The organism is Plantibacter lichenum (assembly GCF_050587525.1).
In the GTDB taxonomy this organism is placed as follows: domain Bacteria; phylum Actinomycetota; class Actinomycetes; order Actinomycetales; family Microbacteriaceae; genus Plantibacter.
On the sequence record NZ_JBOBFT010000007.1, the window covers coordinates 222471 to 236253 of the forward strand.

The 13783-nt window shown below is 68.8% G+C and carries 9 protein-coding genes; all 9 read right to left on the reverse strand.

The features are described from left to right. Positions 1–15: 15 nt before the first annotated feature. The 9 genes from ACQ3HB_RS11775 to ACQ3HB_RS11815 all read right to left on the reverse strand — a co-directional run bounded on the left by ACQ3HB_RS11775 (position 16) and on the right by ACQ3HB_RS11815 (position 13597). A complete protein-coding gene (locus tag ACQ3HB_RS11775) occupies positions 16–1668 on the reverse strand; it encodes a hypothetical protein (protein ID WP_430920241.1) in 1653 nt (550 codons plus the stop codon). Next, the gene (locus tag ACQ3HB_RS11780; protein ID WP_430920242.1) at positions 1665–2711 is read right to left on the reverse strand and encodes a hypothetical protein; all 1047 of its coding nucleotides are present in this window, start codon (positions 2709–2711) and stop codon (positions 1665–1667) included. Before ACQ3HB_RS11780 ends, ACQ3HB_RS11775 begins: the two co-directional genes overlap by 4 nt. Next, on the reverse strand, positions 2708–3202 hold the full coding sequence (locus ACQ3HB_RS11785; protein ID WP_430920243.1) for a WXG100 family type VII secretion target: 495 nt from the start codon (positions 3200–3202) through the stop codon (positions 2708–2710). The genes ACQ3HB_RS11780 and ACQ3HB_RS11785 overlap by 4 nt, the downstream gene beginning before the upstream one ends. A 191-nt stretch (positions 3203–3393) precedes the next feature. Continuing rightward, positions 3394–3690 carry a WXG100 family type VII secretion target gene (locus tag ACQ3HB_RS11790; RefSeq protein ID WP_430920245.1) on the reverse strand — a complete coding sequence of 99 codons (297 nt, stop codon included), beginning with the start codon at positions 3688–3690 and terminating at the stop codon, positions 3394–3396. A gap of 268 nt (positions 3691–3958) precedes the next feature. Then, on the reverse strand, positions 3959–5428 hold the full coding sequence (locus tag ACQ3HB_RS11795; protein WP_430920246.1) for an HNH endonuclease signature motif containing protein: 1470 nt from the start codon (positions 5426–5428) through the stop codon (positions 3959–3961). Between the two features lie 502 nt (positions 5429–5930). After that, entirely contained in the window at positions 5931–10454 is a 4524-nt protein-coding gene (locus ACQ3HB_RS11800) for an FtsK/SpoIIIE domain-containing protein (protein WP_430920247.1), read from the reverse strand. Positions 10455–10647: 193 nt separating this feature from the next. Beyond that, positions 10648–11832, reverse strand: coding sequence for an FHA domain-containing protein (locus ACQ3HB_RS11805; RefSeq protein ID WP_430920248.1), 1185 nt, complete (start codon positions 11830–11832; stop codon positions 10648–10650). Positions 11833–12012: 180 nt separating this feature from the next. Beyond that, on the reverse strand, positions 12013–12504 hold the full coding sequence (locus tag ACQ3HB_RS11810; protein WP_430920249.1) for a DUF6121 family protein: 492 nt from the start codon (positions 12502–12504) through the stop codon (positions 12013–12015). A 1-nt stretch (position 12505) separates the two neighbouring features. After that, positions 12506–13597: a hypothetical protein gene (locus ACQ3HB_RS11815; RefSeq protein ID WP_430920250.1), complete on the reverse strand. Its 1092-nt coding sequence runs from the start codon at positions 13595–13597 to the stop codon at positions 12506–12508. Between the last annotated feature and the right edge of the window lie 186 nt (positions 13598–13783).

The window sequence follows — 13783 nt, forward strand, 5'->3', positions numbered from 1 at the left end:
GGAGTCGCCGCCCCGTCACTTCCGGGTCGGACTGTAGTCGGTCACGGTCTGGTCACCGCTGAAGAAGCCCTTCGCGGAATCCAGGTACGCGTCCACGCTGGGATCGCCCGACGTGGTCGCCTGGTCGGCCAGCATCTCATAGCGCTGTGCGTTGTGCGCGCCGGCGATACCGGGATCGACCGTCTCCGGATTCTTCCCGCCGAGTCTCGGCGCATCGCTCTGGACCGTGGTCCAGTTGCCGGAATCCGGGTTGCCGCGACCGTCGAGACGAGCCACCGGGTCCTCATGGAACTCGAGCGACATGACCTGCACGTCACTCGGGATGTCGAACCGGGCGATCGGCGATCCGGCCGTGACGACATGCGTGACGTTGAACCCCAGGTTCGGGTCCGACGCCATCTGACCGGCCGTGATGCCGCCCAGGCTGAATCCTTCGAGCATCACCGGATCCGTCGGCTTGACACCCGCGGCGATCATCGCGTCCTTGACCGCTTGGGCCAGGGCCGTCTGGTTCCCCTGCATCGCGGCGATGTCGGAGGTGAGGTCGTTGGAGATCGCGCCGCCATGCGGATCCCACACCTGCGTGCTCGGGATCTGGACGATCCAGCTCGGCGGAGGACCGTCGGAGTGGATCACGCGGATGCTGCTCAGCTCGCTCTCGCCCTTATCGATGTCCGCCGACCCCTGGAGCAGGTCACCGAGCCCGTTGACGTCGCGGTCCTGTGTCACCGCGAGCGGCTTCGACGGATCGTTCGGGTCCACCGCGAGCCCGCCCGTGCCGTCGTCGAAGAGCCCGAACGTCCCTCCGCCGCCGGCGATGGCCGCGATCGCGTCCTCGTAGCTGAGCGGCGGCCACGGCTGACCGGTGAGCGCACTCATGCCTGCGTTCACGAGCGGCTGGAACGGGCCGCCGACGAAGGTGAGACCGGCGAGGAGCCCTGGCGCGCCATCGGTCAGGATGTCCGCGATCCACGCGTTCTCGCCGAGCCATTCGTTGACGTCCTGCATGACGCCTGGAGCCATGGCCTGCAGGGCGGCGAGCGATGCGGCGTAGGTGGCGAGCGTTCGGTCCACGACCTCCTGCGGCGAGTAGGACTGGATGGTGTTGCTCGCGAAGACACCGGCGACGCCTGCGGGGCTGAGGAGCAGCCAGGGGTTCTCGCCGACCTGGTCGAGCGTCTTCTGGGCGCCCTCGACGACGGATTCGACACCCTCCGCGACGACGTTGTAGCCCGCGACGCCCACGGCGTACACGATGCCGACCGCGGCCGCGCCAGCCGCGGTCACGAGGGCCAACGGGATGGCGACGACACCGATGACGAACGCCACGCCGTTGTGCAGGGCTGTCGTCAGGGCTGCCAGCGCCTGGTCGGCTGTCTCATAGGCGATGACGGCGCCCTCGAGGAAGATCGCGGCGACACCCGTCTGCGTGGCCACCAGGAGCAGCGAACCGGAGGCGACGACGATCGCGCCCTCCGCCGCTGCGCCCGTGACAGGCGAGAGGACCATCGATTCGAGGAGGTCGCCGTCGGCCGCCTTGCCGCCCGCGGCGATCGCCTGCTCGACGAGGTCGGAGGACAGCGACGACAACTGCTGCGCTTGCAGGCGCATGTCGTCGAGCTTGGCGCCGATGCCTCCCGCGCCTCCGGAAACGGTCACGTCGCTCATGCTGCGTCTCCCTGGAGTCGTGCGGCTTCTCCGACGAGGAGTGCGCCGAGGGTGAGGATCTCCGACACGATGTCCGCCTTCCGGACCGCCTTCACGGCGACCCTGGTGCCGTCCCGGAACGCTTCCGTCGTCGTGTCCGGAGTGACGTCCGGGTGGTCGATCGCGACGGCGACCCAGCCGTCGGCGCTCCGCAGCCAGACGCGGGTCATCCGGCTGCCGGAGACGCGCGAGAGCAGATCGAAGCGGAACCCGCCGTCGATGCGCGCTGCGATGCCGCCGAAGACGGCCGATGCGCCGGGGCTCTGGAGACGGTCGAGGACGGCCGCGAGGACCTCCGGGCGTGCGTCGCGGAGCGCGAGGACGAGTGCTTCCGCGTCGATGAGCGACAGGACGACCGTCTCACGGGTGCGGCCGGGACGTTCCGTGGAGTCGTCCCAGGCGGTGAGCGGGCGGAGGAGTTGATCGGCGACGCCGTCGATCGTGAACGCGCGGATCTCCACGGCGTCCTCGTCTTGCGCTGCCGCGCCCTTCCCGTCAGCGACGCGTGTGTGGTCGACGCGCTGGGTGCGGAGCAGTTCGACGGCGAACCCCCCGAGTGCGGAGATCGACTGGACGGCCGTGCGGTCGAGTGTCCACGACGTCGCATCGATCGTGACGGTCGCGAACTGAGGGATCGAGATGAACCGGCCGAAGTCCGGATTGACGCGGTCCGTCAGATCAGCGGGGATCGGGCTCGTGTGGCTGGTAGCTGCGCTGCCTGCGCTCAGGATGCCGCGGCTCGTCAAGCGTTCGACGGCGGTGCGTTCACGCGCATCGATCTCGGCCGGGTCGAGGCTCGACTCCCAGCGCGTGCTGAACGCTGCGGGGAGGACGATGTGGGGGCTGCGGCTCTCGAGGACGTGGAGTTCGTCCGCCGACAGGAGGAACGCGGCGGCCGATGCTCCGGGACCCGTCATGCCGTTGCCGTTCGAGTTGCCGTTCGAGGTGCTGTTGGAGGTGTTGCTCGAGGTGTTGTTCGTCGTGCTGCTGTTCGATCCGGTCACGGGGTCCATCCTCGGTTGCGGTAGAGGTCGGACAGGTCGAGCCAGTCCTTGCTGCCCGGGCTGGGGAGCGCCGGTGTGGAGGAGACGATCTCCTTGGCTTGGTGGACGAGGAAGTCGGGGACCTCCTGGCCGAAGAATTCGAAGACCTTCCCGACGCCGTCCTTGACGGTTTCAACGGCCCCGCCGACGAGCTTCGTCGCGTCGTGCCAGCGGTCGCCGACCCAGCGGGCGGCGTCCTCGATGGCCTGCTTCACGTGGTCGACGGCGTCGGCGTGGGCGTCGAGCTTCGTCGCCGCGTCGTCGAGTTGCCGGGCGGAGGCATCGAGTTTCGTCGCCTGTTCCGTGAGGTCCTCGGTGAATCTGTCTGCTGCCGTCGAGGTCCATTCGAGGCCCGTCGCGGCTCGCAACTGCGTCGCCCTGGTACGGACATCGCTTGCGAGCGTGCGGAACTCGGCGGCTCGCAGCCTGATCTGTTGGGTGTCCCCGTACACGACGTCGCTCCTCGGGCGGGCCGGTCCCTGAACGCTCGGCGCACACCGGTGGTGTGCGTGTTGCGTTCAGGGACTCGGACGAATGGTCTCGATGGCCTGATGGTCGGCTGCCCGGTGTGATGCCGGTGCGAGCGGACCGTTCGGTTGGTAAACCGGTGCTGGTTCAGTGCGGCTGGTTCAGCTCAGCTGACTCAGTGACCGGCGCCGGCTGCGAGGGCTGCGTCGGTCTGCTCGAGCGTGGAGACCGCGTTGTTGAGGTAGCCGGAGAGCTTGTCGAGGTGACCGATCGTGGTCGTCGCGCTCTGCGTGAAGGCCGTGTAGGTCTCGTTGAACGTGCCGGAGGCGGTGTCGGTCTGGAAGCCGGAGGTCACGAGGTTGTTGATGAGGGTCTGCAGACGGTTGAGCGTCGACTCGACTTCGGCCTTGCCGGTCGTGAGGTTGAGGGCGGCCTGCTTGATCTCGCTGTAGTTGACATTGATGTTCGCCATGAGTTGCTCCTTCGTTGTCGTCACCGACGTCCGCGGTGCCTTCATCATGTAAACACACACCCGTGGTTCACCCAATGGGCACCACTCCCCATGCCGCTCCTGGTGGTTGCTGAGCCTGTCGAAGGGAAGGGCCCACCGATCCGAAGCGTCCCCACTTCGACAGGCTCAGTGACCGGGTGCAGGGTCGGTCCCTGAGCCTCTCGAAAGGAAGGGTCCACCGATCCGAAGCGTCCACACTTCGACAGGCTCAGTGACCGGGTTGATGTGGTCATGTGTCGGGGAGTGGTTCGAGGGGGTACCAGTCCGGAGGATCCGGTTCCGTGGTGAACACCTGACCACTCGGACTGATCCAATGCAGCACCCCGTCTGGGCCCGGCTTGAGGGACCAGTTGGTTTCGTGCTTGAGGTGGTGATGCTTCGGACACAGGTGCGCAAGGTTGCCCACGTTCGTTTCACCTCCCTCCGACCACGGCACCGTGTGATCCAGTTCGCACCCCTTCGCGAGGCGGTTGCAGCCCGGTGCTCGGCAGTGCGTGTCTCGGATCGCGAGGGCTCGTTTCATGTCGACGGGTGGGACGTATCGTTCTCGACTGACCGAGAGGACCGTCCCGGTCTCGGGATGCGTCAGGATCCGGGTGAAGGACTTCGCGTGCACGCTCAGCCGGACCGCAGTCTCCGGATCGATGGGACCGTAGCCTTCGAGGGAACCTGGTTGGTGCTCGTGGCCAAGGATCGTCAGCACCGGGACCGTCACATGCACGGTGGGGATGATGCCTTCCGTGATGTCCTCGATGCTCGGGAGCGGGCCGACACCCAGAGCGGGCTCTACGCTCGGACGGCGCTCGTCACGGTCAAGGACAGCCACGTTCCGTGTTGGTGTGACCGCCGTGTCGTCCATGGACGCGGCGGGGCGCGCTGGTACTGACCGTGCCGCCCAGGTCGGGACCTCGTCGTCCTCGACCCTGGGGTGAGTAGTTTCGGGCGCCGCGACCGTGGCTGGAGGGCCGGAGGACGCCGTGACACCGTAGAGGAGCAGGCTCTGGGCGTTGTCGACCATCAACTGCGCACGCGTCCGCGGGTCACCGCGGCGTTGCGTGTTCGCGGTGAGGTCGGCGAGGCGGTTGTAGGCGGCGGTCGCGATGGTCGCCGTGGTGAGGATCGACAGCCACGACATCCCGTCCGGTGCCGGGGACAGGGTCACGTGGCGGTCCTGCCTGGCCCGGTGATGCCGGGTACCGATGGTTTCCGGGTGGAGCTTCTCCCGCAGCTGCCGGGCGTACTGCTTCAGCTGGGCGGCGGTGCGGGTCTGTGCGAGGGGCAGGATCCGGGTCTCGAACTCGATACGGTCCGCAGGGTCGACATCCGCGAGCTGCTCCACGATCACCCGGGCATGCCCGACCGAGATCGAACCCCCGGAGAGCGCAGCAAGCGTGGCAGGGAGGTGGTCGACGAGGACTCCGGACTCCGCGATGCGATGTTGGATCGTGCGCTCCGGAACCCTCGTCATCGCCGAGAGTTCCAGGTGCAGGGAGAGGCGGGCGAGGTCCTTCGCCCGGGCCGGGGTCGTGCCGGGTGGAGCGAGCGTCAACGCGGTGAGATCGGAGAGACGGGCGGCCTCAGCGAAGAGATTTGCCCTGCGTGCTTCGGCTGTGGCGATACAGACGTCTTCCGCGACGATCTGCTCGCCGAGGCTCGTGAGACGAGCGGCGATCGCGTCCGGAGTCGAAGGTATGTCCACTCATCAAGAATACCAAGGACCCGTGTTCTAGAACAGGCGTTCGAAGGGATTGTGGAGAACTTCTGCGCACCTGGACCCCACACTTCTACAAGCTCAGTGACCGGGACCACACTTCGACAAGCTCAGTGACCGGGGCTGAGAGGCGCGGGGCATCGTGAGGGCAACGCACTTCGACAAGCTCAGTGACCGGAGCGAGAAGCGCGGCGGCATTGCGAGGGCAACGCACCTCGACAAGCTCAGTGAACGGAACGGATGGAGTGCGGAGAGACGGACGACCACAGCACTTCGCCGGGCTCAGCGACCGGGTCGGGCTCCGGGCTCCGGGAACTGGGCCTGTCGAAGGGCGATCGCCCGTGCAACCAGCGAGATCACCACCCGGACGGGCTCCGGGCTCTGGGAGGCGCTTCGACAAGCTCAGCGACCGACGCGGACGCCTCCGGAGCCCAGCGACCGGAGCGGACGCCTCCGGAGTTCTCAGCGACGGGGCGGACGATTCCGGAGCTCAGTCGACGGGGACGAAGGCATCAGCGAGCGGCACCTGCACCCGCACGAGCGCACCACGCGACGCGTACATGCCACGGCCCGGCGGGAAGTCCCGACGGGCGAGCCGTGGGAACGTCGTGCGGAGGACGAGATCGCCCTCCATCTGCTCCGGCTGCAACAGGATGCCACGACGAGCACTCTTGATCTCGCCCATGAGCGGCCACGACGACGCCCAGCCGGACACCTCGTTCTCGGCGATCACAAGGTGGTCGCTCCGCTTGATGGTCTTGATGAGTTCGACGAGCGGCGGGTCCGCGATGCCGTTGAGGTAGTCGGAGATCGTCTCGATCACCACGACCGTCCGCTGGGTCGTGGTCTCCGCAGCGATCGCTGCCGACAGCATCTTTGCCTGCTCCGCGATCGCCTCCGGAGTCACCGCGGAGTCGTCCCAGTCGAGCGTGCGCAGGAGCTCGGACCGGCGGCTGCCGAAGTACACGAAGCGGGACGACGGGTCGAACCGACGAACTGCGGCGAGCAACGCGGCGACGGTGTTCGTCCGCCCGCTCCCGGGCGGGCCTCCGACGAGGAACGCACCGGTCGGGTCGAAGCCGATGGGCGCGAGGTCCGTGTCGCCGATGCCGAGGACGGGCTGGCCGGCGACGAGGGCGGGCAGCGCCTCAGCAGGCAGTTCCTTGGGGAGCGAGCCGATCGGTGGTGTCGTGATCGTATTGCCGCTGCGCACCATCGCTTCGGCCAGCCGGACGGTGGCCGCCGACTGATCGGCGAGCACGGGAGAACCGCCGAGAATCGCGACCTGCGTCTCGAGGCCGTCGACGATCGCCCGCCCCGGTACGGATTCTGCGCTCAGGATGTCCTTCGGCACACCGAGGATCTGGTACCCGGTCTCGTCCGCGAGGCGCAGCACGATCTTGCGCTGCACACCGGAGCTGATGTTCGTGGGTACGGAACCGGGGCGGTCTGCGCTGAAGGCGACGTTGATGCCGAGCTGACGCCCGTCGGTGATGAACTGTTGGAAGAGCGCGTACCAGGTGGACAGGCCGAGCGTCGTCTCGAACTCCTGCCGGAAGGCTTGGAAGCCGTCGACCACGAGGAGGATCCGGCGTTCGTCGTGGCGTCCCGTCACGCGCCGGTAGTCGGTGATGGAGGAGGCGTTCGCCTCGGCGTAGCGGAGGCTGCGGTCGTCGATCTGCTCCTTCAGGAAGCGAAGGAGCCGGATGACCCGTTCCTGGTCGTCGCCCGGGATGATCGAGCCGACATGCGGGAGCGCTTCGAGCATCCGCAGGCTGCCTGCGCCGAAATCGAGCCCGTACACCTCCACCGGTCCGCCGCGAGGTGTGATGCCGGCGGCCGTCGCGAGGGTCCGGAGCGCCGTGCTCTTGCCGGAACCGCCCGTGCCGAAGACCGCGATGTGTCCGTCGACGTCTGGCCGGAAGTACACGGGCTTCTGCTCTTGCGAATCCGGGAGGTCTGCGACGCCGATGAGGAGTTCGGCGTCGGTGCGCTGGCGCAGCCGACCGAGGTCGTAGACGCTCGCGAGTTCGTCGAGCCAAGGTCGACGCGGAGGCGGGATGGCGGCCTCGGTCGCCGCTTCGATGATCTGCGACACGATCCGCTGCTGGTCCGTCGGTCCGAGGTCGCGGTCCTCGTCGGCTTCGGCCCCGCGCGGTTCCTCCCAGCGCGTCTCGCCGCCGAACCGGAGCTCACGGACCTCGATGTCGGACCGCTTCGGTTCGTCGTTGGTCCAGCCGCCCGCGTATCCGGACTGGAACGCGGTGAGTCGACCCGGACCGGTCTTCGCGATGCCGCGGCCGGGGACGCCCGGGTCGAAGTGTGCGGCGTCCTTGACGCCGACGACGTCCTGGCTGTCCGATTCGTCGGCCATTCGCAGCGCCACTCGGAGGTTCGTGTTGGCTCGCAGGTTGTCCTTGATGACACCGGCCGGGCGCTGTGTAGCCATGATGAGGTGGATCCCGAGCGACCGGCCCCGCTGTGCGATGTCGACGACGCCGTCCACGAACTCCGGCACCTCACCGACGAGGGCGGCGAACTCGTCGATCACGAGGACGAGCGCCGGCGGGCTGTCTGGGTCGCCGCGCTTCTCGAGTTCGAGGAGGTCCTTCGCCTTCTTGCGGTTGAGGAGATGCTCCCGGAAGTGCAGTTCAGCGCGGAGGCTCGTGAGCGCGCGTCGGACGAGGTGCGGGCTGAGGTCGGTGACGAGGCCGACGCAGTGCGGCAGCGTGACGCAATCGGCGAAGGCCGAGCCGCCCTTGTAGTCGACGAAGAGGAATGAGACGCGGTCGGGGCTGTACTCGGCGGCCATGCCGAGCACCCACGCCTGCAGGAACTCGCTCTTGCCGGCCCCCGTGGTGCCGCCGACGAGGGCGTGCGGACCCTGCGCGCGGAGGTCGAGGTGCATCGCGTCGACGCCGGACGAGCCGACCGTGGCACGGAGGCCTCCGGCGCGACGGGGCCTCGGGACTGCGCCCGGCGTCCGGTCGTGGATGGAGGAGTTCTGCCGCCAGCGGTCCACGACGGCGTCGCTCGATGACGCGAGGTCGGATCCGAGGAGCGTCACCATCGAGACCGAGCGCGGCAGGTCGCTCGAGTCCTCCACGAGCGCTCCGGCATCGATGACCGAAGCCATGCGGCGCGCGTAGTCGAGTGCGGTCTGCGGATCGACGTACTCCGGCCGAGCGTCCTCGATCGTGTAGCCGAGTCGCACGAGCCCGACGCTCGCCGGGGCGTCGACGCCGGAGCCCGCCTCGGGGACACGAAGGAATGTGCGGCACGCCGCGGGGAGGGACTGGACGTCCGGCCCGATCCAGATGGGGAAGACACCTGCATCGGCTGCGATCTCGGCCAGCTGGACGAGCCGCGCACGATCGACGCCGGCGTCGTCCGAGACGAGGAGGACGACCGATGGGACGGGTGACTTCGTTCCGGTGTCGCCGCCGCCCTTCGTGCCCACGTCTGCGCCACGTTCCTGTGCCGCGTGCTTGTCGTCGAGGGCGCCGCGTCGTGACGCCTCGGCGCGCGCGTCCTTGAGCCGAGTCGCCACCAGCTCCTCGATCGCCGACAACAGCAGGTTGCCGCTCGACACGCTGTCCGCGAGGTGGTTGGCCTCGAGCGGGCTGTGGGGGGACGAGGCGTGCGGGAGCCATTTGACCCAGGAGAGCGACGACGACCACGAGGGTGAGACGATCGCCGAGACGACGAGCTCTGCGGGCGAGTGCAACGCCGTCAGCTGCACGAGCACGGCATTGACGGCGCCGCCAGCGGTCTCCGGCGAACCGGCGATGCCGAGGGCTCCCGCGTCGTACAGGTTGTCGATGATCGGGACGTCCGCGACCATCCCGAACTCCTCTTTGACGGCCTCCAGGCGCTTCTGGAACTCGGGGAGATAGCCGTCGCGTGCTTTGCCGGAGATCTCGTTGCGCGAGGGCATCGTGCCGACTCCCAGCCGGACGTTGAGGAAGGCCCAGTGCTCCGGACGCCGCGTCCACAGCAGGGGCCCGCGTGTGAGGGCCTCCGTGAGCGCTTCCGATGTGGACGGCGCCTCGCGCATCCGGACGTCGTGCTCGATCACGCGTTCCTCCGCCAACTGCTCCTTGAGCGAGGCGAGCCGTTCGTCGAAGATCGCGATCTGCTTCTTGAGCTGGCGCTTGTTGCGCCCGCGCCCCGTGAAGTAGTTGCCGACGAGCATGAGCGGGGTCATGGCGATGAAGAGGAGCGAGATGGCGCTCTTCGTGATGATGAACATCGCCCCGCCGACGAGGATGGGCGCGACCATGGCGAGGAGCGGGAACGGCTGACTCTCGCGCTCCGTGGGCGGCTCCGGTGCCGGGAACTCCTGGCCTGCGTAGCGGTGCTCAACGCGAGGCGAGCGGTTGAAGAACAACGGCCCGGCCTTCGGAACGACTCCGGACCTGGCGACCGTGTCCGAGTAGGCGAGCTCGACCTCGGAGTCGCCGATGAGCATCCGCTCGCGGTCGGTGACTCGCAGGCGCTGCACGATGCCGCCGTCCACGACGATGCCGTTGGCCGCGCCGAGGTCGATGACTTCCAGCTCGGCACCGATCTCGACCCGCGCGTGACGCTTCGAGACGAGTGGATCGCTGAGCACGACGTCGCACGACGGGTCCCGACCGATCGTCCAACTGCCGGCCGGGAGCGTGAACTCGCGTCCGGCGTCCGGGCCGTCGAGGACACGGAGCACGGCGATCGTCGGGGCATGGCCGGTGCGCGCGGAGGCGTAGTACACGCCGGCGTCCGCGAGTTCGATGACGGCGCCGGAGCCGACCCAGGCCTCCCCGATGGCGGCCTCGGGAGGGAGCGGGAGTGTTTCGCTGGATCCGGGCAACCGCGCGTGGAGGGTGAACTCTGCCGAGGCGGAGTCGGGGCCCTGCGGGTCCACTCGCGCGATCGTGCTCGCGACCTCCGCGATGCTTGCGGCGGCGTCCGTGGTCACGACGATGTCGTCGACGGTCCCCGTCGGTCTCGTGAGCGTGAGCTTGATGCGCATCGGTGATCCCCTGTCGGCTCGCGGTCGCAGTGCCGAGCCTCGATCAGACTATCGACAGCCCCGAACAGGACGTCCGCGGCGTGGCCGCTGTGGAGAACTCCGCGCGCAGATCGGCCTGTGAGGCATCGTTCAGCGTAGCCGCGGAGCCGTGCCGATTCGATGGGGAGCGCTCCCCATCGAGACCCGAATCTACTCAGCCCCGCCGAACGACGATCGCGAACTCGCCGACGGTGATCGTCGATCCGGGCTCCGCCGTCACGGTCGTTCCAGGGCTGCACACGACGACGGCGCCGGACGCATCGGTGACGGTCGTGCCGTTCGTCGAGTGCAGATCCGTCACCCGGAGCGCGCGGCGTCCGACGGTGATGGCCGTGTGTGTCTTCGACACCGACATGCGGGGGTCGAGGACGGCGACGAGCCTGGCGCCCGCGTACTCGGGTTGCGCGGCCGGGTTCCGCCCGATGAGCACGCTCGAGTCGAGCGCGACGGGGTCCCCGTTGGGGAGTTCCAGGATGAAGCCGCCGGCGACAGGCGAGACGACAGTGGCTTCGTCGATCGCGGCTGCGACGGGCACGGGCACGACGGGCACGGGCACGACGGGCGCAACAGGCGGAGTTGGCGCCGCAACGACGACCGGTAGAACCTGCACGTCGGGCGCCGCACGCGGGGCGCCGGGCAGAAGACCGGCCGGCACCTGAATGAGGCCGGGCGGGACCTCGATGCGAGGAGGCACGACGTCAGATGATTCCGGCGGTTGCGCAGGCGCGATGGGGATGCCGGGCGAAGCAGCCGAGACTGCAGCCCGGACGGCAGCCGGGGCAGCAGCCGAGACGGGAGCGGGCACCGAAGCCGGAACCGAATCGGGAACGGTCGTCGTCTCCTCTGGCACGACGATCGGATCGTGCACGGCGGGTGTGTCCTGCACCATGGGCGCTTCAGGAGCACGGCCCCTCGGCGGAGCCTGCACCACGTGCGTTTCCGCTCCCACGCGCATCGACACCGTCGCGCCCGGATCGGCTTCGACGGCCAGCCGTGCGAGCCCTCGGAGGAAGGCGAGGTACGTCTCCTGACCGGCGAGCGACCGCACCCGCTTGACCTTCGCGATCGTGTGATCGAGCACGTAGGAGGAGGCCGCGGTCCCCCGCTGCGACCGACCGGTCGTGATGGCGAACGTCATGAGCGGCGCAGGTTCGTCCGCGGAAGCGACGCTCAGGCGGATGTCCGCGCTCGTCCCGCCGTCGATCGCCACCCATCGCCTCGTGGACTGGGCGTCCGCCCCGGACTCGGCCACGGCGGCCTGCACGAGTGCGACGATTCCGTCGGGTGCGACGGCGGCGTCCACGTCGATGCCGGTCCTCGCGAGCTCCTGCGGCTTCATGCGTTCGTCCTCCCCGAGTACGGTGCCGTCACCGGTGCGGTGCGGTCAACAGTACGGCGCCGTCACCCGTGCGGTGCCGTCGCCCGTGCACGATTATGCCGCACGGCATCGCACGCACCGACTCTCCCACGGCAGGTCCACGGCAGGTCCACGGCAGGTCCATGTCAGGTCTATGGCAGCTCACGGGGTGTCGCGCCGTTCCCAGGGCCAGCGCGGCCTCGGCGGATGCCCGGCGGCGTTCGCTGCGACGGCGGCCGCCGCGAGGACGGTCACGACCGCGATGACGCCGACCGCGATCGCGAACGGCCTGACCATCGTTGAGGCGAACAGGATGACGGCGTGCGCACCGTCGCCAGACCCCAGCCACTCGAGGACGCCTCCCGTGAACGCGTAGAGGAACCACGCGACGACGCCGCAGACGAGTGCGAACCACACCTCAACGCGCGGCGGCACCCTGCGCGACTCACGCAGGATCATCACGAAGAGGAACACGGTCGGGACGACCACCATGATCGGGCCGACGAGTGGATTGGTGCCGACCTCTTCGATCACCTCGAGGTTGGTCAGGAGGCTGATGAAGCCGAACGCGCACACGACGAGCGCCACATACGTGACGACGGCGAACGGCGCGACCCACCAGGGCCCTCGCGACGAGCTCGGGCGGTCGGACATGTCAGCGTGCGACGGTGGGACCCGCGTCGAGCACCTGCTCGTACTCGCGCTGGGCTTCGAGGTTCTGCGCGCGGACCCTGCGTCCGTGGGCGCCGATCCACCCGCCGAGCCACACGGGGATCTCGCGGGCGACGACGAACGCGATGACCGGGCCGAATGCGAACGCGTTGTCGAGGACGAGCTTCAGCGATGCGGTGCCGCCGAGCTTCCACGCCTGCTCCTGCAGCAGGAAGCCGCCGAACCAGGACAGGTAGGTCACGAGGCCGATGACGAACCCGCCGAGGACCCAGTGGACCCAGCCGGCCCGGTTGATGATGACCGCGGTGATCATCCAGGCGAAGAAGAACACGACGACGGGGACGATGAAGACCCAGCTCGTCACGAGGGAGAGGAGGATGTCGACGAAGTCGCCGCCCGCGCGCACGGTGGCGTTGGGGTAGACGAGCTGCAGGCCCGTCACCGCTGCTGCGTAGATCGCTGCGAAGACGATTGTGCCGAGCAGGCCGATGAGGATGCCGAAACCGCGGTTGCCTCGGTCCCGCGGTGCTTCCGGCGCCTGCACGAAGAGCGGGAACTGCTGCTGCGCAGGAGTGAGCGGCTGTGAGCCGGCCTCCGGGACCGGCGCGTACGCCGCCGCCGGGTAGGGGTGCTGCTCGTCGTCGACGACGGTGCTCGCCACCGTCGGTGTTCCTTCGTCATCGACCTGTCGGTCCGACGGTTCGGACCAGGCCTGACGGACGGGCAGCGGTTCGCGGGCGGCGGGAGCAGAGGGCGCGGTCTCAGGCACGATGACGACGGGCTCGGAGACGGCTGGGCTGCTGAGATCCGGCTCGTCGAGGATCGGCGGGACGACGACGGGCTCTGCGGCGCGGGCGTCGGCCTGGGCGTCATCGGAGCGCTCTGCAGGCAACTCGGACGGTGGGATCACCGCGGTGTGGCCGGCTTCCTCATGCGAGCGCGCCGAGTCGGATGCGACGGTCTCGTCCGCTCCGGCATCGGCGGCGTCGACGGCGTCACGCGCGGCGGCATCACGCGCGACGGCATCCGCCTCGGCACGATCCGACGGACCTGATGCGGGGGTCGGGTTGCTCATGACTCGCTCCTTCATCGGCGCCGTGGCGGCACCTCGTCCGCCACTGTAGCAACGGTGCGGGCCGATGCCGGGGAACCGCGCTGGGCGGCTGGGGACTTGACATCGCAGCCCTCGCAAGGCTCCGAGCCCGATTCAGGCCGAATTCAGGCCGAACGGCAATCGTCGGCATAGCTCGGATTGCTCTGA